Below are 21,790 nucleotides of genomic sequence, written 5' to 3'. Positions count from 1 at the left end.
TTAGTAACTGGTATGAAGTCCAAAGGAATCTATTCACTTCAGTTATACGTGAGCATATTTTGGCAAACCGATTCAGTCATGGCATTGTCGAGAATACATAGATGATATTTTTTGTCAATGCGTAAGTCCTAGTTAATTATAACGGCATCACAATGGAGCCTGTTAGCGTCGCCATTACTGATAACGACATTGCGCCAACGCCAACACCGACACCGATACCATCAGTTACGCCAACGCCAATACCTACAGGTACTCCCACACCAACACCATCAGTTACGCCAACGCCGACTCCCACTGTTGCGACACCGACGCCAACGCCAACACCCACAGGTACTCCCACACCAACACCTACAGTTACGCCGACGCCAACACCCACAGTTACTCCCACACCGACACCATCAGTTACACCCACACCAACGGGAACGCCGACACCCACACCAACGGGAACACCTGTAACGCCACAGACACCTACTCCCACCCTAACGCCTACACCTACAGTACCTCTAGGCACTCCCGGCGTTATTCTCATTCAACCTCTGGGTAGTACCGATGTACTCGAAAGCTTAGGCAATGATATATACAAAGTGCGACTAAATACTCCACCAACTGCTAATGTCACCGTCGCCATTACCCCTGAAACTCAAGTTACTGTCAGCCAACCTGCCCTTACTTTTACTCCCGCCAACTGGAATGTCGCTCAAACGGTAACGGTGACTGCGGTTGACGATGCGGTTGTTGAGGGCGATCGTCTCAGCTCAATTAGCCACGCCACCAGCAGCACTGACACATTGTATAATAACCTCGTCGCCCCTCTCACAGTCAATATCAGCGATAACGATAACTTAGGCGATGTCAAAACCCTGTCCCAAAAGTCAGTAATCGGTTTGACAGATAAGGACGATCGCATAACAGGATCGGCATTAAACGACATTATCTACGCACGCCCCGGCAATGACTATCTTCATGGCAAAGCAGGAGATGACTTGCTTTACGGACAAAAAGGTGATGACGGCATCAGTGGCGGTGATGGCAATGACATTATTTTTGGCGGCCAAGGGAGTGAATTTATTAGTGGTGACGGCGGTACTGACTTGATTTACGGAGGTAAGGAAAACGATCGCATTTACAGCGGCGATGGCGACGATATAGTGTTTGGCGACGGGGGCAATGATTACTTATTTGGAGAAATGGGGGCCGACACTTTGACAGGCGGATTGGGAAATGATGTGTTTGCGATCGCGATCGGCACTGGTGGAACAGACTTAGCCGCCGCTGATGCGATCGCTGATTTTACCCTCAATCAAGACAAAATTGATTTAATTAGCCCCCTTGCTTTTAGCCAGTTAAATATTTTTCAAGGAACCGGCGCTTTTGTTAGCGATACTATAATTCAGTATCAGGTAACAGGGGAATATTTAGCTATCTTGAAAGGAGTCACTGCCAGCAGTATAGTTCAGGCAGTAACTTTTTAGACTTCGTATGTTGTTGCGCTTTAGCGCTAAAGCGCAACAACATACCTACCCGATTTCGATCGCCTAATTTGTATGGTGCGTCAACAGTCGATCGTATTTTCTGTTGCCTTGATTGTCAGGTATAGCAACCGCTTAATTTAAATTGTGTAGCCTGTCTTTGATTTTTGTGCGAGTCCCCAATGCAGACTGACAGCGTTCCCAATACATTTTAGCAACGCGATCGCCCTGATTCTGACGCCAACACTCGGAAAACAGCCGCGCCGCTTCAGCCACATTCCCTTGCAAGTAAATTGCCCTCGCTTCTGCAAACAATTCCAGCGTAGCTAACTTGCCCGCTTTGATTTCTGGCGTGTCGGCATCAAACACCTCATAAATCGTCACAGCTTCAGATTTTCCCTTGACTTTTACCGTGTCTAGCGTGCGGATTGCGTACTGGGATGGATTTTTTAGGCGCGAATAAGTTGGCTGGGTAATTAACAGCGACACCCCATAATTTTTCGTCAAACTTTCTACCCTTGAGGCTAAATTAACCGCATCGCTGATTACCGTGCCGTCCATGCGATTTTGTCCTCCCACCGTTCCCAGCATCAAAGAACCCGTATTAATCCCAATCCCAATCTGAATCGGGGCACAGCCTGAATTAGTGCAGTATTGATTGTATTCAACGAGACGGTGCAGCATAGAAATTCCCGCTTTCACCGCATTATCGGCCTCACCGCTAAACAGCGCCATAATCGCATCGCCAATATATTTATCAATAAACCCCTTATTTTCATTAATAACTGGTTCCATACGAGAAAGATAGGAATTGATAAATTTGAAATTATCCTCCGGCGTCATACTTTCCGAAAGCGTGGTGAAGTCGCGAATGTCGGAAAACAACACCGACATTTCTAACTGCACTTGGTCGCCCAATTCCACATCAATGATGCTTGATTTCTCTAAAAACTGGAGGAATTGATGGGGGACAAATCGCTCGTAAGCTTTGTTGAGTTGAGCCAGCCTGCTTTCATTTTCGCGGACTTCTGTATAAAGCTTAGAATTTTGAAGCGAGATCGCCGCCTGTCCCGATAAAACTTTTAATAGTTCCACTCTTTCTGACGTAAAAGCTCCGGCTGTCAGATTGTTTTCTAAGTAAACAATACTGACAATTTGAGATTGGTTAATCAACGGCACACATAAAATTGATTTAGGCTGATGCTTTCGGATGTGCGCGTCGTTGGTAAATTGTCCCGATCGCGCAGCATCATCTAGTACCACACTTTCTTGAGTGCGGGACACATAATTGACAATCGCAGAGGAAAGTTCTTGACAATTCTCAACGGGGATTGACTGCAACACGGTGACTTGTTCGTCATCAATTGTCCCTTCAGCTTCAATTAACAGCTTTTCCTGGCTTGACAAAATCAGATATCCTCTTTGCGCCCCTGCATTTTCCATCAAAATTTTCATCAAGCTAGACAGTAGTTTATCCAGCAATATTTCGCCGCAAATCGCCTGAGAAGCCTTCATGACTGCGGTGATATCTAGGTGATTACCAGAACCGGTGGTTGTCATTGCTACAGTAGTTTGAGTGTTTTTTCTTCCCGGTTGAGTTACAAGAAATAATTGGGGATATCGCGTTTCTAAATCCGTTACCTTAGCAGTGGCTCCCCATTCAACATAACAATAATACGCCTCAAATATGTAGGATCGAGCAACTTTTGTTTTGCCCCATTCCCCGTAGAATTTGGCTGCTAGTTCGTTGGCCAGGGCTTCGTCATTAACATATTTGTTTTCTTTGGCTCCTTCAATTGCGCGATCGTACAAATCTATCGCCTCGGCTTTATTGCCCAACACCCGTTGCCGTTCTGCCTCAACTAAGTGCCATTTATGCAGATAATTCATCGGAGCATTTTGCGCCCACTGTTGCAGCGTGCTTTGATGGGTTTCCACCTGGATAAGAATTTCAGCTTGTTCTATTTCTGACTCTGTGGGGAAAAGTGCCAGGTGCGTCAGGGCGGCATAAAAATGAAAAATTGGAACAAAAGCCGATCCAGATACTCCCATCAAATACTGTTTGACTTGGGTAATGTGGTCTAGGGCAGCCGTGTAATTGCCATAGCAGTAAGCAAGCAGCAGTTTGTAGATGCAGGCACAAGCGATCGCCGTGAATTCATTATCCTCATAGTGCTTGGGAATCATCACCGTTTCATCGTAGGCAGAGCCTATTAACAAATCCGGCCGAATACGGGTTTCCCTCAAGTTTTGCACCGTCTGCTGAATCATATCCAAATAAACCCGAGCAGAATATTGTTTCAACTGCTCCATGACAGCCCTGTAACTTGCTATTTCTGGTTCCCAAGTGTCTAGTTCTACACCAGCGAATAAATGAGTATAAAAGCAAATATATATGTTGTAGCCAGCGTCTACAAAGTCGCCTGTTTCCATGCCCAACCTATAGCCCTCTTTCAGCGTCGGTATCGTTGCCAAAAGAGATTCTTGGCGATGCTGAATCCAGCCACCAAACAAAAGTAGAACTGTGGACTTGAATTCGGGTACATTCAACCTCTCTAGCAATGAGAGTGCCAATTGCCCAAAGCCATAGCCCGTTTCCACCTCTCCCAAAAAGGCACACAACACCATTCCGTGAATCGCATACCCCACCGTCGATGCGGGTGCATTCCCAAATTGGAGCGATAAACTAACCATCGTGGAGCTCAGTAGGGGCAGCAAACCGGGCATTCCCTGGAAAATGGGTGGAAACAACATTCCAGACAGTTGCATAGCTGCCTGAGTCTGTGGATTTGTCATCACAGGTAGGTCAACCAGTTCATCAATCTTTCTGCCGCTTAGTTGGCTGCCAAGGGCTTGTAGCGCTTTGCCAATCTTGGCATCATCAGGTTCGGCAGGGAGTTCAATCCCCAATTGTAAGAGTGCGTCTCTTGCTACTGCGATCGTTTCTAACACCTTGCTCTGGGCTGTCTGAGCGGCAATTTTAATTTCGTAAATTTTAACTCGATCTAAAATTGTTTGGGCTTCTTGCAAAACCAGTGCTGCCATGTGTTCCATACCATCAAAGTCACCATTTAAATAGGCAATTTCAGCAGCCGCAACATAGAGATTTAGCGCCAATTCATATTGAGTTTGCCAGCATTGAGGTGTCAGTAGCTCAATTCCCATTTGGAGATAGATATTTGCCGCAGCGTAGGCGGTAGAACTTCTGGCCTTACGTCCGGCTTCTAAGTTAAGTTGGGCTAAGGCTTCTCGTTCGCTTAATCGATCGATCGACTCAATTCCTTGATTTAAATGCCCCACAATATCAAATAGTTTTTCCTCTCTTTCTATTTCCGAATATTTTTGTAGCAATAATTGTCCAATTGTGAGATGAGTAGCTTGTTTTTGGTCGTCTGGAATTAGGGAATAAGCCGCTTGCTGGACGCGATCGTGTAGGAATTTATAAGTTGGATTAGCAACAGACTGACTAGAGGATTGAGCATCTGCTTGAGTGAAGTTATAGCCTTCTGCAATCTGTAAAATAAGTCCTTCTTGCAAGGCTTTCCATAGAGCTGATGCCGTTTGTTCTGGTAATTCTTCGCTGACTACTGCCAAGGTATCTAAATCAAACTGCGCTCCAATGCAAGCGGCAAGTTTGAGGGCATCCTGAGTTTTGGCAGGCAACTTCTGCAATTGCGCCGCCATAAACTCCACCACATCCGAGGCATGGCTAAGTCTAGCTTGGGCAAGATCGCACTGCCAATGTTGGACATCCCAGTCAAAGCTAATTTGACCATCTTCATACAGCGCCTTAAGAAATTGAGTCGAGAAAAATGGATTTCCTTTGGTTTTTTGATCGACCAGTTCTGTCAGGGGTTTAGCCAAAGATAAATCGCAAATCAGCGTATCTGCTACCAACTGATTCAGATCCGCTAAACTCAACGGTTGCAGCGTAATCGTATTCACCGCTGCCCCAGACTTCACAATCTCATCGGTCGTCAACATAAACGGATGAACGGGCGACACCTCATTATCTCGATAAGCACCCAATACTAACAGATGCCCCCGATCCTCCATTAACAGTTGTAGCAATTTCAAAGATGCCGAATCCGCCCACTGCAAATCGTCCAAAAATATCACTAAGGGATGTTCGGCGGTGGTAAATACTTGCACAAACTTTTGCATCAGCATATTGAAGCGATTTTGGGCCGCACTCCCCGACAGTTCTAGTGCAGGACTTTGAGCGCCAACGATGCGTTCTAACTCAGGAATTACCTCGATCAAGACTTGCCCGCTATCACCCACTTCGGTGAGAATCTTGGTTTTCCATGTTTGTACCTGAGCATCACTTTCTGATAATAATTGCCCCATCAATTCCCGAAATGCTTGCACAAATGCACTGAAGGGAATATTGCGCTGGAATTGGTCGTATTTGCCTTTGATAAAATAGCCCCGCTGTCTGGCTATAGGCTTGTGGACTTCGTTAACTACTGCGGTTTTACCAATCCCAGAGAAGCCAGCGACTAACATCATTTCGGCGCTACCTGTACTGACTCGTTCAAAGGATGCTAATAAATTAAAAACTTCAGTTTCCCTGCCGTATAACTTTTCGGGAATCAGGAAACGGTCTGTAATATCCCGCGTTCCCAAGGCAAACGGATCAATGTTACCAGTTTGTTGTAATTGAACCAGACATACTTCTAAATCGTGCTTTAGTCCCAAGGCAGTTTGATAGCGGTTTTCGGCATTTTTCGCCATCAATTTACTGACAATTTGCGAGAGAATTAGGGGAATTTTTGGCTCTATTTCCTGCGGGGGAACTGGCTGTCTGGCAATGTGGCAGTGAACCAACTCTAAAGCATCTTCTGTCTCGAAAGGCAGTTTTCCACTCAGCAATTCGTAGAAGGTGACACCGAGGGAGTAAAAGTCAGTCCTATAATCGAGAGTGCGATTCATCCTGCCGGTTTGTTCCGGCGAGATGTAAGCGAGGGTTCCTTCTAAAACGTTGGGGTTTTTGAGGCTCGGCGTTTCTCGCGTTAGCTGAGTGGAAATACCAAAGTCGATTAGTTTGATCTCTCCTGTCGCTGGATTGAATACTATATTAGAAGGGTTAATATCTTTGTGTATAATATTGGCGCTGTGAATTTGCCCTAAAATTTCAGTTGTGGCGATCGCAACTTGCAGAAACTCCTTTAGACTAAACTTTCGCTGCTGCATCCATATTTTCAAGGATTCGCCGCCAAAGTCCTCCACAAAAATCACGAGGCTGTTTTGGTATTTTTGCAAGTCATAGACTCGCACGACTCCCGCCTCTTTCAACTCTCTGGTGATGCGGTATTCGGTGCGGTAGCGCGCTAACTCTTGAGGTGTGGGGTAGCTTTCTTTGAGAAGTTTCAGGATGAGCGGCTGGTTATCCTCTTCCCGAATGGCCCGGTAAACCAGAGAGTTGGCGCTTTCGTAAAGAAGTGTCACAACGGCAACGCCTGGAATCGAGAGCATATTGATTTTTTTGCTAAAAATTAACGCGAAGTCAGAACGCACCAGCTTTGTCTAGAGCATAGCGCGTTAGAAAGGCAAAAATAAAGTTTTTTAACAAATTTTTAGTTTTTCGGCAGATTGTGGGTTTCAATCGCTCGTTTCTGTCGGCTTTACCAACCGCTTCGCTGCGGGCCGAACCGCAAATTCAAGTGCTGCCACCCGCTGCTGGCAAAATAGACAATGGGACAAAGCATACCGCCAATCTTCAAAGCCCTCGGAAAATTGCCGCTGAAGTAATAGAAGAAGACAAATTTCGATACAGCATATTCGGTGGTTCATGAAGTACAGTATCCGCCTTAATTGTGTGGTACGTGTTATGTAGGGTGCGTCGCTGCTCAATGGTTCAATAGAACTTGCAGATTTACGGGTGGCGACGCACCTTACTTACGACTCTTATTGTGTGTACCGCATATACATGGAATATGCTGTATCTCTTCACCAAGGACTCCCAATCATCACAAAAGCCGACCAATAATAAGGATGCGACAACTTTAAATCCGCAAACCCTTGCAAAGAAGCCGGCAACTGCACCCCTTCACCCCGACTCGAACCCCGCAATCGGCCACCCTCCAAACGCACATCCCCCCGCAACATCGCAATTTGCGCTTGTCGCAGCGCCGCCGCCTTAATTGGCACCGTCTTCAACTGCTGGTAAAACTCACTCATCAATCCCAAAGTACCTTCATCTGAAACGTACCACAAACTCCCCAAAGCCGTTTGCACCCCGGCTTGCAGCGCCAAACCCCCAAAACCCAACTCTGCCTGTGCATCTCCCACCGCAGTCCGACAAGCACTTAAAACTAACAGATTCACCTGCGGATCGTTAAATCTCAAATCCCGCAATTGATCCAGTCGCAACCGACTATCCCACAACTGAATAAAAGAATTATTCGGCGCCCCCGGTCGAAATTCGCCGTGAGTAGCTAAGTGAATAATCCCAAAAGGCCGGCTTTGGTGCTGTCGCTTCAAATTATCCAAAGTGAAACCTTCATTCACAAAACTAACTCCCGGCCACTCTTTGGAAATAGCCGCTATTTCAGCAGGAACCGCAGGCAAAGGATTCAATTCGGAAAATTGCGAGGCACCCATTGCTAAAACTTGAGAATTTCTGATATCGACGTAGCGAGTATCTGTTAAATTCATGCTCGGCATGAGGCTGAGATTGTACTTTTCTACCAAAAATTGGTGTCCGTCGTGCAAAGCAGCAAAGGGCATACCTCTCAAACCCCGATCGACCACAAAGGAAATAGTATCGGTTTCGCACTTCTTTAAATTCTCCTCTAAAGGCGCAATCATCCACTGATAAAGCTGTTGAGAAGATGGTAGATAACTCGTAGTACCCCGCACCCCCGGTTTAGTAATCTCATTTCTGAACACAGTTACAACTTTCAGCAGTTCTTCCCGGTTCGCGGCCGGTACGCTTTTGTGAACCACTTCACCGCAAGAATTTATTAGCATTAAATTTAATTTTTCAGGTTGCGAGAACAGATAAATTAAGCTGGGTTTCGTGCCAGTTTCTGCGCCCACGGATGCTAACTTTTTTTGAATTTCCTCTGGGGATACCAACTCGTTGCTGATGTTCATGCCGAAATATTCCCGGAATTCTTGGCTGAAAGATTTGTCCAGCAGAGACAAAGCTGCCGATATTTTCCCTGCCTCCAAATCCCTGCCGATGTCGCCGCGAAATGCTGACTGAATAACAAAATCTCTGATATTTGAATTGATGAAATTTCTCAGTTCTCTGGGAGATTGCATTCTTTCGGGCGGCATCCTGTCTCTCGGTTTTCCTATATCTCGCGATATTCTGTTTTGGTTCTGCCGCTGTTGGGGGGTCAAGGGTTGGTTGCGATCGGGAAAAAACGCTCGCCCTCTATCAAATAGCGATCTATCCCTTGGTGATATTGGCGGATTATTCGGATTATTGGGATTTATGGGATTATTCGGATTATTCGGATTGTCAGGATTATTCGGATCGATCGGATTGTCAGGATTTATGGGATCGATCGGATTATTGGGATTTATGGGATTATTCGGATCGATCGGATTATTGGGATTTATGGGATTATTCGGATTATTCGGATTATTGGGATTTATGGGATTATTCGGATTATTCGGATTATTGGGATCGATCGGATTATTGGGATTTATGGGATTATTCGGATTATTCGGATTATTGGGATTAGTTGGTTGATTGGTAGTGACGATCGCACTATTGCCTTGAGTGTAAGAATTGATGAAAGATTGCCCCTGAGTAATAGTACCCAAAGCATTGCTGGCGATCGTCCCAGCAGTACCGTTAGTCGTCGCATCTCCTACCGCAAAAGGCGTCGGCGGATTGACATCGCCGCCGCCGTGGCGGATCGTAACTGTACCGGGTTGAGTGTCGCCAAGAGTCGAGATGCTAACAGGAGTGCCGTTTTGGTCAAAAGTACCCGTCACTCGAACTAAACCCGGAGTTGCGATCTCAACCTTACCGCCCGAAGCATCGATCGATGCAATGCTAATATCATTTTGAGCGTTAAGATTTACTGTAGAAGTGCGATCGACTCCAACAGGATTAACATTTATTCGCCCAATTGCGATTTGGTTTCCCGCTAAAATTCCGACACTTTCAGCAGCATTTATATTGCCAGTGCTGACAGTTCCCCTGCTGCTATTCACATTAACTCCAACTCCCCGCAAATCCCCTGAATTCACATCGAGCGGCCCTGTTACATTGACATTTCCTGTTGTGGCGTCGGTATTGCCAATATTAATCCTTCCCGCATTGCTATTTACATTAACTCCAACTCCCCGCAAATCCCCTGAATTCACATCGAGCGGCCCTGTTATATTGACAGCATTTCCCGTTGCTGTAGCGCTGCCAATATTAATGATTCCCGAAGTGCTATTGACATTAACTCTTGTTCCCAACAAATCCCCTGAGTTTACATTTTCAGAAGCTATTATATTTATATTCCCAAGAGATGTAGTATTACCGATCGCAATATTTCCCAGATCGCTATCGAGCTCGACTGCTCCCCCCAGCAAACTCCCTGCATTTAAGTTGTTGGTTGCTCTCAAAGCAATCGTTGCCACCGGAGCATTGATGGCAGCAACACTAATATTATTTTGGGCATCCAGATTGACTGTAGGAATGAAGGGATTAGCGGGATTTGTGGCGGCAGGATTAACAGTTATTGGCCCTGTGCTGATTTGCTGTCCTGCTACAATTCTGACATCTCCGGTAGTAGCGATCGCACCCGTATTAACAGTCCCGTTAATGCTACTAGCAGTGACAGTCGCAGCGGTGAGATTGCCTGCATTTAAGTCGCCAGAAGCTCTCAAAGTAATATTCTCAGTAGCTGTACTGTTGCCACCGATGCCAATTCCCAGATTCCCCAAATTGCTGTTCACATTGACCGAAACACCCCGCAATTCCCCTGAATTCACGTTGCCCGATGCTGTGATGCCGATCGCCCCGGAAGTCCCAGTATCGATCGACCTCGTTTCTATATTGCCCCGAACAGTATTCAAACTAATACTGCCGTTAATATCAGCACGAGAGATGTCACTTGTCAAGATAATATTGTTAAGAGCTTGAACATTAATAGTCGAACTCGATATCAATCTGCCCCCCACTATCACTGCCCCTTCCCTGCTTTCGAGACTAATTTGACCGCCGTTAATATCTCTAGTTACCATATTTCCCAGCGATGACAAAATCACCTGCCCGCCTGCAGAAATATTTTCAACAGAAATCAAATTCTTCGATAAAACTGTATCTATAAAGATGGCATCTTCGCCTAAACTGTCAGTAGCAGTATTAGCAGGATTTGCCAGATTTGCCACTCCAGCCCGCAGAATTAAGGCCGGACTGCGGGTTAAAATAGCAATATCCGGATCGGCACTCACATTTTCCCTACCCAATGCAATATCGGGGCCGGTAATTGTAATATCCTCGGCAACAATGCTCCCCTTCGCCTCGATTTTCAGCGAAACACCGGTATAATCTCCAAAGAAAACATCTCCTTCTGTACTGATAATTGGGTCAAATAAACTCACAAAGTTTCCCGGCATTCCCGACAAATTGCGAATCGAAAAATTGCCCCCGGAAACAAAGTGAGAATCCCCCGAAATAACGCCGTTGCTAACCAAACTCAAATTGCCGCCGCTTTGGAATTGCGCCGGAAGAGACAAGCCGCCGATCGCATTTTGAGTGAGAATGTCGATCGTGCGATCGCCCCGAATGTCTAAATTCCCCCCAGCCTGCGCCAAAAAAGGATTCTGAGCGCTGTCCCTGACCCGCACCGCATCCCCCGCCTGCAAACTCAAATCTCCCGTAGTTTGCAGCCTAGCGCCCGCTAACGTGAGATTTCCCGCAGCCCATAAATTCGCACTTCCCGCATTCAACTGCGGCAGCCCAGACACATTAGCAGCAATCGCCACATCCCCAGAATTCACCTGCAAACCAGCACCCACAAGCCGCACAGAACCGTCATCCGCAACCGCAACACCCGCCGCCTGATTTTGCCCAGTACCTGTCAGCAACTGCGGCAAAGAAACAGGATTTAAAGTCTGTTGAGAATTCCCAAAATTCCCGCCCGTTGCTATTTCCAAACTCAACAAATGCCCCGGTTGACTAATGCGTAAAACATTATCTCCGGGAACAGCAGCAACAGTAATTTGCCCGCCCGGGGCCGACAACTGCCCCGTACTAACCACCGTACCGCCAAGCAAAGCCAAATTTTGCCCAGGAGTCACAGCTAAATTGCCAGCATTCACAATACTTCCCGGTACCCCCGCACCAAAAGAAAAAGCATTTGGCGTGCCAACCAACGTGCTAAAATTATTTGTACCCGCAGCATTAAACCAATTAGAACCAAAACCGACACCAGTAGCAGTAGTCGCAGTAAAAGCTGCCGGCACATTCAAACTCGCGTTCGGGCCAAACACAATCCCCGCAGGATTAATTAGAAACAGATTAGAATTGCCGCCCGTGACAGTAATTAAACCGTTAATTAGCGAAGCGTCCCCGCCAGCAATTCGAGCTAATATATTTTGAATAGCCGAATTAGTCAGAAAATTAGCAATTTGACCTTCATTCAAGCCGAACTGCCCAAAACTGTGAAAAAGATTCGCCCCGTCTCCCGACAAACTGCCGCCGTTGATATCGTAGCGGTTGCCGCTGCGGGTGACAGCAGTGCCCGTACCGTCTGCTGCAGGCACTATGGGCTGTGCTTGCGCGAAAGTATTAAAAATTAACAAAGAAAACGGACAAATAAATAGCGCAACCTTTTTAATCTTTAAGTTGGCATTTTTCATAGCAGCAAGTAAAACTATCGCAATTGCCTTAATTATGGCACTTGCAAACAACTTACCTCTAAATAACAAATTAATTCGCTCATGACAATTCCCAAAATCCAAAGCCTCTACACAGACGGCGCTTGTTCCGGCAACCCAGGTCCCGGCGGCTGGGGTGCAGTAGTTTGCTTCGCCGACGGCAAGTGTCACGAACTCGGAGGTGCAGACCCCCAAACCACCAACAACCGCATGGAAATGCAGGCTGCCGTCGCTGCCCTCGAATTTTTTGCCAATTCCGGTCAAACCGAACCAGTCACCGTTTACACCGACAGCGAATACGTTAAAAACGGCATCACCAAATGGATTCAAGGCTGGAAAAATAAAGGCTGGAAAACCTCGACGGGCAAAGATGTCGTCAACCAAGACCTCTGGCACTTGCTAGACAGGCTGAATTCGCGGCAAGTCAAGTGGGAACACGTGCGCGGCCACTCCGGCGACTTCTACAACGACAGGTGCGATGAAATTGCCCGCAGCTTCTCCCACAATCTCAGTCCCGAACTGCAACAGCAGAAACCAACTGCGGGCGAGATTCAGGCGGACACTTTTTTCAGCGCGGCCGCACCGCCCCTAGGTTCGGAAAACACAATTGTTTGGGAAGAAACGGACACAACTGGTAACAAAACGATAGAATCCTATGTCATAACTTCTGACCTTCCGAGCTCCAACTCTACCATGATGGATTCAACTGCCGATACCCTGGAGAACTTGCCCCGCGAGGTGAGGGTTCAGGAACTCCGCAATCTGATCGAAACCTTGCACATAGCCGACGAGGTTGCGACGAAAGGCTACTTGATTACCAGTTCTGAACTGGCTGATTTGATGGATGTAAATGCCAGCGCTGTCACCAGTCGCGGAGACAACTGGGTGTGGCGAAATTGGGTAGTTTCTCGCGTGCGCCGCGAGGGCAACCAAATTCTCTGGCAATTAGAGAGAATCGACCACGTGAGTACAACTGATTAGTTGTTCGTCATTAGTCATTTGAGTGCGAGCGTCTCCCTCGCGAGCGAGACGCTCGCACTCCCATGATAAATATAAACGAATCGCACCTCGGACTTGATATAATAATACCAATTTTCGCCTCCAGAAAGCAACAATAATGAGTGTTTGGTTTGTTTGCTGAAAGACTGTATGCACCGGTGCGTCGCTGCTCGAAAAGTCGCTCTTTTTTGGGATTAGTGAATAGCGACGCACCCGGAGGCTATTAAAATATGTCTTTCTCAAAAGCACGACGGCAATCATCTAGTTTGCACCGGTGCGTCGCTGCTCGAAAAGTCGCTCTTTTTTGGGATTAGTGAATAGCGACGCACCCTACAGACTGTATGCACCGGTGCGTCGCTGCTCGAAAAGTCGCTCTTTTTTGGGATTAGTGAATAGTGACGCACCCGGAGGCTATTAAGTAACCGGACACAATTAATTACATCAAGCCTTTTGAAGAGGCAAGGTTTTTAGGCGGTATTTTGGGTAATTAATTGTGTCCTACTACTTAAAATATGTCTTTCTCAAAAGCACGACGGCAATCATCTAATAGAGTATGAAGTTCTGCGGCGACTTTCCAGGGGTTTCGGCCTTTCAATAAAGCAGCGATCGCCGCTTCATGGGGATTTCTACCAGTTTTTTTGACTGCTGCGATCGCCTCTTTGTTAGAAAATCCCCGCCCGCTGACCAACCAAGCAGCCAAGACGTGTCCTGTACGTCCAATCCCGCCGGAACAGTGAACTACCGCCCGATCGCCCGTGCTATTTGCAGATGCCAAAAACGGCAAAATGCGGTCGATTAAAGTTTCGCGATCGGCCAATTCAAAATCTGCGATCGGCGCCCAGCAGACTCGATCGCACCCAAATATTTTTCGATAGGTTCCCAGCAAATCTGAATAGCGGATGAGTTGAGCATCAGGAAGCAAACAGCAAACTCGATCGATCTTCTGCCGCCCCATAAAATCAATCCACCGAGCAACTTCCTCATCGCGGTATCCCGGTTTTGCCGCACCAAACACAATTAATTCATGCTCCGAAGCCGCCGCGAACTTGTACACGAGTCCTAAATTTAAAGGCTAATTAGCTTAAAATTATTATATAGTTGTGTGCTCGAAAGCAAACAGTGAGGGCGGAATTTGAAAATGCCAAATCCGCAGTGATTAAAATTCCAACTGACGTAGAACAGCAAACAGTTTGCAAAGAATGGAATTTTTAACGGCTGCATCTTTGGTTGAGCAAGCTGTTAAATCAAAAATCGGTCGATCGCCCAATCCTTGAAATCGAGATTTCGATCGCCAGCAACAGCCAACAGATGCAAAAATAATTAGAGACGACTTAAGCTGTTGTGCACTTAAATTGCATATTTCGATCCCATATCAAAACTCGTCAAATCCTCTCCCCCGAGCCCCATCGGACCTTCTCCCCCTCTAATACCATAAACAATCTAGGTGAATAACAGCTTAACACGAGTCTTAGTTAACAGAAAAAATCCAACTGTAAGTAAGCTCCAAACCCTCATAAAATCAGTGATTTCCCATCGAAAATCTCAAATCTAAAATCCAAAATAGCATGAGTATCAGCTTGCGAACAGTCACTGCTACCAGATATGTCACTCCCTTGCGCGAGGGCGGCTCGCTACCGGCGATCGTCGAAGCCGATGATGATGGTATGTACGTGCTCAAATTTCGCGGTGCGGGCCAGGGAGCCAAATCTCTGATCGCCGAGCTCGTGGCGGGAGAGATTGCTCGCGCCTCCGGGCTCCCAATCCCCGAACTCGTCTTTGTTGAACTCGATCCCGAACTGGCTCGGACTGAGCCTGACCCGGAAATTCAAGATTTGATCCGAGCAAGTGCTGGCCTCAACCTCGCCCTCGACTATCTCCCGGGCTCCATCACCTTTGACCCGATAGCGGGGAAATCAGAGGCGGATCTCGCCTCAGAAATCGTCTGGTTCGATGCTTTTGTAACCAACATCGATCGCACGCCGCGCAATGCAAATATGCTGGTATGGCACCGCCGGCTTTGGCTGATCGATCACGGTGCAGCCCTCTACTTCCACCACACCTGGAAAGATTATCTCTCGCGCAGCCGCGATCGTTTTCCCGCAATCAAAGACCACGTTCTGCTGCGTTTTGCCAGCACGCTGGAAGCGGCAAATTCCAAGATGACTCAAAGGCTAACGCCGGATATCATTCGCAACATCGTTAAACTAATTCCTGATGCTTGGCTGGTGGGAGATTCTCCTTTCAGCGATAGCAACCAACATCGAAATGCTTATATCGAGTACCTGCTAAATCGGCTAGAATCACCACATATTTTTTTGGAGGAGGCGATTAGTGCCCGATCGATTTCTGTATGATTATGCGATAATTCGGGTCGTTCCCAAAGTCGAGCGCGAGGAGTTTATCAACGTCGGGGCGATCGTTTCCTGCGGTACGAAAAAATTCCTTGAAGCCCGGATCGAAATTGATGAACAGCGCTTGATGGCGATCGACTCAACGTTGGATCTGGAAATGATTCGCAATCACCTAGCAGTCATTCCCATCATTTGTGCGGGCGGCAAGGAATCTGGCGCGATCGGTCAACTTCCCCACAGAGAGCGCTTTCACTGGCTCGTAGCACCCCGCAGCACGATCGTTCAGACATCGCGGGTACACACTGGTTTTTGTCAGAGTCTACCGGGTGCGATCGAACATCTGCTCGATACAATGGTGCGATCGTCAAGCCGAAAACCATCTGTAAACGCTCGGTTGCTAGCGGTTGGAATTGACACTCACGAGATGCGATCGCACTCTAGTTAGCGTTAGCTTGTCGGTTATATCTGAGATGTTGCACCATTGTCAAGAACGGGCAAGATGCCCGTTCCACAAAGAATGAGTTTTGAGTTTTCTTGTGGAACAGGCATCTTGCCTGTTCCTAAATTAGATATGATATCTTGCACCATTGTCAAGAACGGGCAAGATGCCCGTTCCACAAAGAATGATTTTTCTCGCTTCACAGGCATCTTGCCTGTTCCTAAACAAGTAATTGAGAATGGTAAAATATCTCAGTTAGATGCTACTTTGAGCTTGGTCTGCTCCGAAAACAGCGAGAATAGAAGCATCCTCAAGCTGTTTTAGCTAAAAATGAAAACGCCAGAACAAGAGTCTTGACCGATAACTTTTCTAAGTCTTAGCAGCAGTTTCGCAAGGTAGAAAGATGATGCAAATTGAACAGACAAATATGACCTTCCCTCTCTGGGGTTTAACAATTTTCATCCTGTGGACGATCGCGGTTGTTATCCTGCTGTTAACAGTCAGGATTCGGCATCTATCTGCGGGCGGATCTGTAAAAGATTTCGGCACACAAAACGACGACAGCTTGCTTTGGCGACTATTTCGAGTACAATCCAACTTGATAGAAAACCTGCCTTTGTATTTGGGAGTTGTTTTTCTTCTAACAGTTAGGGGTGTTTCAGGAACAGCAGTAGATTTGCTGGTTGTTGTGTACATCCTATTTCGGCTCGTACATTCAGCGGTTCACATCGCTGGCCTCGATCCAAAGTTTCGGTTGTTCAGCTTAGTAATTCAGTTAAGCTGTTTGGTCGCCTTAACTATTATGGCAGTTTTATAGTTAAGTAATTACGCAATTGGCACATATATTATATAGTAGGGTGCGTCAGGGGCGAATCCTAATTGTTTCGCAGACAGCGTAAGTCAGACGCACCTTACCAGTCGATCGCCCCTGTGACCTTACTGCCTGTGATTTTGCTAACTTATCGAAGTTTATGAACCGAATATCTCGTGCGATCGCTGTTGTTTTAATTGTATTAGGCTGCATTACTTTTGTTTTACTTGAGCCACCGCAATCAGCCTTAACCGTGCCACCTCCAGTGCAAGAATCTCCGCGACGCGGAGGAGATGTTGCTCAGACAATGAATTTTGGACGGCACTTTCAAGAACTAGGAGTTGAAGGGTCGATCGCGATTTACGATTTGAATAGCGATCGGCTTTATCAACACAACCCGCAGCGTAACGCCACAGCTTTTTTACCTGCATCTACATTTAAGATTCTCAACTCTCTGATTTCCTTAGAAACAGGGGTGATTTCAGATGAGATTGCCGTGCTAACTTGGGATGGAATTCAAAGGCAAATTCCCGCATGGAATCGAGACTTGAATATGAGAGAAGCCATAAAACTTTCCGCCGTTTGGTTTTACCAAGTTCTCGCCCGCCGAGTCGGGCACGAGCAAATGCAAAAATGGGTAGCTAAAGTCGGTTATGGCAACCAAAAAATCGGTAACAAAGACGATATTGACAAATTCTGGTTAGAGGGAGAACTGCGAATCACACCCAACGAGCAAATTCAATTTTTGCGCCGTCTGTACAAAAACGACTTACCATTCTCGGAGCGATCGCTATCTCTGGTTAAAGACATCATAGTTGTCGAAAAAACTCCCGATTACACAATTAGGGCAAAGACAGGCTGGGTAAGCTTTGGAGAACAAACAGGGCAGGAAATTGGCTGGTATGTAGGTTATTTAGAAAAGGATAAAAATGTTTACTTTTTTGCTACAAACATTGACATCCGCAACAATAATGACGCACCTGCAAGAATCGAGTTAACGCGCCGTTGCTTTAAGGATCTGGCGCTGCTGTAAGTGCGTTATTTGTTCTGTAATATTCGCAAAAACGCCAGCGGCTCGGCTAACGGTGACAGCCAAAACACCCATTTATTCGAGCCCAGAGTTCGAGCGTAGAAAGCGAAGTATTTTAAATATTTTATAAATTACGAAAAACAAACCAGTTTATCCGAAAACTTGTAGATTTTTCCGATCAATTTTGATGCATAAACCTGATTTTTTTTCCCCACGTGCGTAATATAAAACCCGTTGGTATCGGAATTATTCATCTGGGAGCATCCCATTTTTGCTTTCAGATCGTGGACGGTTGCATCAGAATAATATATTTGGATCGTATTCAGTGCGAGCGTCCATAGCGAACGATCCCTACCGCGAGCGAGACGCTCGCACTCCTAAAAACGCTTTTTACCAAATTGGGATGCTCCCATTCATCTCTCTTTTCTCTGACTGAGCGCCCTCTGTGGCGCCTGCGATTTAATCATTCCGAAACAAAAGTCAACGGTACAAGTCCTATCTTTTCAAGAACTATAAAAATTACCGCAGTAGCAACTGTTTAGAATTCTCGCCGTTTCAGCGCCGGGAGAAATCCACTATAATTAAGAAAGACGTACAAATCCTGAATCAACAGTGAAAAACAAGAGCTCGATCGCTTTAATGAACTGGCTGCAACCCAAACCCGAAACCGTTTTGCTGTGCGACTCAATTGCAGCAGCTTCTGACATGGCATTCATGCTCAACGGTGAGTGGGATGGGTGCAATAGTTTGGTGCTCCCTAAATCCGACAAGGTAGCAATTGAAGCAGCCGCTAGTTTGCTGGAGACATCGTGGTGCTACCAAAATACTTGCGAACCGGTTTTAATTCGGCTGGAAGTTGACGAATTGGTGCGCCGTTATGGGATTGGAGACAGGTTTTTTATTAATGCTAACTTGCGATGCGCGCAATTGAGCGAACTTTGCTTGGAAAACATTGATTTGAGTTATGCTAAATTAAATTTGGCTAACCTCAGCCGCACTAATTTAAGCAAAGCAAACTTAATGGCCGCACAGATGCCATCTGCAAACTTGAGTGGCAGCAATTTGAGTAAATCGCAACTTGTGAGGGCGAACTTATCAGGAGCAAATTTATCTGAGGCTAATCTGAAAGGTGCCGATCTGAGTTATGCAGATTTAAGCAATGTTTGTTTAACAGGTGCCGATTTAAGAGGTGCAAATTTAGCTAGAACAGACTTAAGAAAAACAAGCTTAGATGGGGCGATTGTTGAGTAATATCAAATCCCGCTTAAATACACCCTCTGCGTACATCCTGTCAACATTTATCTGCGTTAATCCGCGTATATCCGCCACCATCTGCGGTTAAAGTTCCAAAGTAATTAACTGAGCAATTTCTTCAGTCTGAAAACCCAAAGCCATCGGCTTTTGCACTTCCGGGATTACTTGCACATCATAGAGTTCTGTGACAATCCCTTCAAACCGCAACCAGTGAACGATCGCCCCAGTAGTCAAATCGATCGCCATCATACCACAGCGAGCCTCAGCATCCTTTGCTGCTAACAACTCATCCAATTCTAAACCGCTAAAAGTATTGTCACCACCCCTCGGTTTCGACAGTCCAACAATTGCCCAATTTTGCCAAAATGCTAGTCCTCGGACATAGCCCGGACAAAACGCGATCGCCTCAAATTTCCCTGTGTCTAAATCCACATATCCTAATTCGCCTCTGCCTGAATTCAGCAGCCACAATTTATCTTGATACCAGCGGGGTGAGTGCGGCATTGACAATCCTGTGACGATGATATCATTAGATTCAATATCAATAAGTATACCGCCATTTTTTCGGCGATCGCGCCAGCCATCCACCACCTCCGACTGACTCGAAGCCGTCACATATTTCGCCTCCCCATCCACCATCGCCAAACCGTTGAGGTGACAGCGGTCTTCGTTGATGTATTGTGAGATAAACGGCGGTTTCCACAGAGGTTTGCAACTGTGGCGATCGCTCAAAGTAGCGATACAATTAAACAAAGTGCTAATAAAAATGATTTGATTATTCTTATCGACAGCGATATCGTGAATGTCGATATCTCCTGTAGTATAGCCGATTCTTGGTATGTAGAGGCGATCGTAACCTTGATGTTGTCCACCCTCCGCCAGCACATTATCTAATTGCCAAAGTTGATATTTAGAACTTAGGTAAATGCGCTCGCGAGTGCAGTAAAGTCCCATTGCGCGATCGAATATTCGCCAAAAAGCCGAAATTTTGTTAGTTTCTGGCACAGCACCGATTAACATTAACCTGCTGGTTTGATAGGTTGTACAAGCGAGGCTGATTTGTTGTTCGGTTAACCAAGATGGCAAATCGCGATCGCCAAAAATCTCGTGTTCTTGGGTTGTGTTGAAAGTGGCTTGTTCGTTATTCAGAGAATCGGGGGTCATATGTTTAATATATCCAAAATGTAACGCTATAACTTGTCGGTAGGCGATCGAGCTTGAGGCCCTCCGCTTGACTCTCGCAATCACAGAATTACGTTGTCCGTGCGTAAGTTCTAACGATCTGACTTTGTATCGTTACTGTAAAATATCCCACAGAAATATAAAGATTTGTAAATGAGCCAACTGAAGCACTTACACTACGATCGAACCTTGATAAGTTTATAGTAGTCTACGGTGTCATCTACCTCCAGGTAGAAATACAGCCAACAAAACTCAAATCAGGTGACAGAGCCTTTGCAGCTCAATAATCAGGCATTCTACTAAAAGCACAAACAAATGAAAACTTTACCTCAAATTAACCGTCACCAAAAAAAAAATATATTTCCCTTGGTTGATTGCACTAGCAACCAACAAAAGGAAATAGTCATCCTTGACCCCACAATACCCGACAGCCACCACATAGCAAGCGGCATCAAAAGGGACACTACAACCTACATTCTCGAAAGTCGGCCAGATGCCGTAGAGCAAATCACCACACTGCTAGCTCAACATAGAGGCATCGAAACCCTACACATCATCACGCACGGCAGTTCCGGCAACCTTTACTTAGGCACAACAGAACTCAACAGCCGCAACATCGAAAACTACAGCCAACAGTTGCAACAGTGGCGAAAAGCCCTCAGCGCCAACGCCAGCATCATATTATATGGATGTAACGTAGCCGCTGGGGAAACAGGCCGCCAATTCCTCAGTCAACTGCACCAACTCACAGGCGCAAACATCGCCGCCAACACCGCTACCACAGGCAACAGCGCCAAAGGAGGCACCTGGGACATCCCCCAACTCATCCCCCCATCCCCGCAAGCGCCCCAACTAATTCTCACTGAAACCACCCTCAAAACCTACAGCGGCGTACTAGGCTTCTCCCCCAAAGTTGACTTCACCACTGGCTCTAATCCCAACTCCGTCAGCATCGGCGACATCAACGGCGACGGGAAACCAGACTTAGCTGTGGCGAACCGGAGCAGCGGCACCGCCTCCATCCTGCTCAACACCACCGCCACCGGAGCCACCACCCCCACCTTCGCCACCAAAGTTGACTTCACCACTGGCCCTGGCCCCTACTCCGTCAGCATCGGCGACATCAACGGCGACGGGAAACCAGACTTAGCAACGGCGAACCGGTTCGGTACCAGCGCCTCCATCCTGCTGAACACCACCGCCACCAACGCCACCACCCCCACCTTCGCCACTAATTTTGACTTCACTGCTGGCGCTCAGCCCCGCTCCGTCAGCATCGGCGACATCAACGGCGACGGGAAACCAGACTTAGCTGTGGCGAACGTTGGCAGCACCAGCGCCTCCATCCTGCTCAACACTACAACAACAGGAGCCACCACCCCCACCTTCGCCACCAAAGTTGACTTCACCACTGGC

14 protein-coding genes are annotated in these 21,790 nt (G+C 46.7%); 10 read left to right on the top strand and 4 right to left on the bottom strand.

Translation table 11 applies throughout. The features are described from left to right. The first annotated feature begins 152 nt into the window (after positions 1–152). Positions 153–1,472: a hypothetical protein gene (locus QUA56_RS33470; RefSeq protein ID WP_333367374.1), complete on the top strand. Its 1,320-nt coding sequence runs from the start codon at positions 153–155 to the stop codon at positions 1,470–1,472. A gap of 132 nt (positions 1,473–1,604) precedes the next feature. Here the strand turns inward: QUA56_RS33470 and QUA56_RS33465 are convergent, their stop codons facing one another. Beyond that, on the bottom strand, positions 1,605–6,947 hold the full coding sequence (locus QUA56_RS33465) for an AAA family ATPase (protein ID WP_333367371.1): 5,343 nt from the start codon (positions 6,945–6,947) through the stop codon (positions 1,605–1,607). Positions 6,948–7,066: 119 nt separating this feature from the next. On the opposite strand from QUA56_RS33465, the gene QUA56_RS33460 reads away from it, so the two are divergent. Beyond that, complete coding sequence (locus QUA56_RS33460) at positions 7,067–7,267, top strand: hypothetical protein (RefSeq protein ID WP_333367368.1); 201 nt, start codon at positions 7,067–7,069, stop codon at positions 7,265–7,267. Positions 7,268–7,421: 154 nt separating this feature from the next. Here QUA56_RS33460 and QUA56_RS33455 read toward each other — a convergent pair whose 3' ends face one another. Further along, entirely contained in the window at positions 7,422–12,290 is a 4,869-nt protein-coding gene (locus QUA56_RS33455) for a CHAT domain-containing protein (RefSeq protein WP_333367366.1), read from the bottom strand. Positions 12,291–12,371: 81 nt separating this feature from the next. Between QUA56_RS33455 and rnhA the strand changes: the two genes are divergently transcribed. Further along, positions 12,372–13,289, top strand: coding sequence for a ribonuclease HI (rnhA, locus tag QUA56_RS33450; protein WP_333367363.1), 918 nt, complete (start codon positions 12,372–12,374; stop codon positions 13,287–13,289). Between the two features lie 523 nt (positions 13,290–13,812). Here rnhA and QUA56_RS33445 read toward each other — a convergent pair. Next, entirely contained in the window at positions 13,813–14,361 is a 549-nt protein-coding gene (locus QUA56_RS33445; protein ID WP_333367360.1) for a dual specificity protein phosphatase family protein, read from the bottom strand. Between the two features lie 511 nt (positions 14,362–14,872). Here QUA56_RS33445 and QUA56_RS33440 point away from each other — a divergent pair. The 6 genes from QUA56_RS33440 (at position 14,873) to QUA56_RS33415 (ending at position 19,189) form a co-directional block, all read left to right on the top strand. Further along, on the top strand, positions 14,873–15,661 hold the full coding sequence (locus QUA56_RS33440; protein WP_333367357.1) for a HipA family kinase: 789 nt from the start codon (positions 14,873–14,875) through the stop codon (positions 15,659–15,661). Next, on the top strand, positions 15,639–16,103 hold the full coding sequence (locus QUA56_RS33435; RefSeq protein ID WP_333203195.1) for a DUF3037 domain-containing protein: 465 nt from the start codon (positions 15,639–15,641) through the stop codon (positions 16,101–16,103). The genes QUA56_RS33440 and QUA56_RS33435 overlap by 23 nt, the downstream gene beginning before the upstream one ends. Positions 16,104–16,157: 54 nt before the next feature. Further along, positions 16,158–16,421 carry a hypothetical protein gene (locus tag QUA56_RS33430; protein WP_333367354.1) on the top strand — a complete coding sequence of 88 codons (264 nt, stop codon included), beginning with the start codon at positions 16,158–16,160 and terminating at the stop codon, positions 16,419–16,421. 79 nt (positions 16,422–16,500) lie between these two features. Next, positions 16,501–16,914 carry an MAPEG family protein gene (locus tag QUA56_RS33425; protein ID WP_333367351.1) on the top strand — a complete coding sequence of 138 codons (414 nt, stop codon included), beginning with the start codon at positions 16,501–16,503 and terminating at the stop codon, positions 16,912–16,914. 154 nt (positions 16,915–17,068) lie between these two features. Further along, complete coding sequence (gene blaOXA, locus QUA56_RS33420) at positions 17,069–17,941, top strand: class D beta-lactamase (RefSeq protein WP_333367348.1); 873 nt, start codon at positions 17,069–17,071, stop codon at positions 17,939–17,941. A 609-nt stretch (positions 17,942–18,550) separates the two neighbouring features. Next, positions 18,551–19,189 carry a pentapeptide repeat-containing protein gene (locus tag QUA56_RS33415; protein WP_333367345.1) on the top strand — a complete coding sequence of 213 codons (639 nt, stop codon included), beginning with the start codon at positions 18,551–18,553 and terminating at the stop codon, positions 19,187–19,189. Between the two features lie 87 nt (positions 19,190–19,276). On the opposite strand, the gene QUA56_RS33410 is transcribed toward QUA56_RS33415, so the two are convergent. Continuing rightward, entirely contained in the window at positions 19,277–20,356 is a 1,080-nt protein-coding gene (locus tag QUA56_RS33410; protein WP_333367342.1) for a TIGR03032 family protein, read from the bottom strand. Positions 20,357–20,689: 333 nt separating this feature from the next. On the opposite strand from QUA56_RS33410, the gene QUA56_RS33405 reads away from it, so the two are divergent. Continuing rightward, positions 20,690–21,790: DUF4347 domain-containing protein (locus tag QUA56_RS33405; RefSeq protein WP_333367339.1), on the top strand; the 1,101-nt coding region annotated here is incomplete at its 3' end.

Origin of the sequence: Microcoleus sp. N3A4 (assembly GCF_036701805.1) — a bacterium.
Lineage (GTDB): Bacteria > Cyanobacteriota > Cyanobacteriia > Cyanobacteriales > Microcoleaceae > Microcoleus.
The sequence above is the reverse complement of the archived record's forward strand: the minus strand, read 5'-3'. Positions and strand labels throughout refer to the sequence as shown.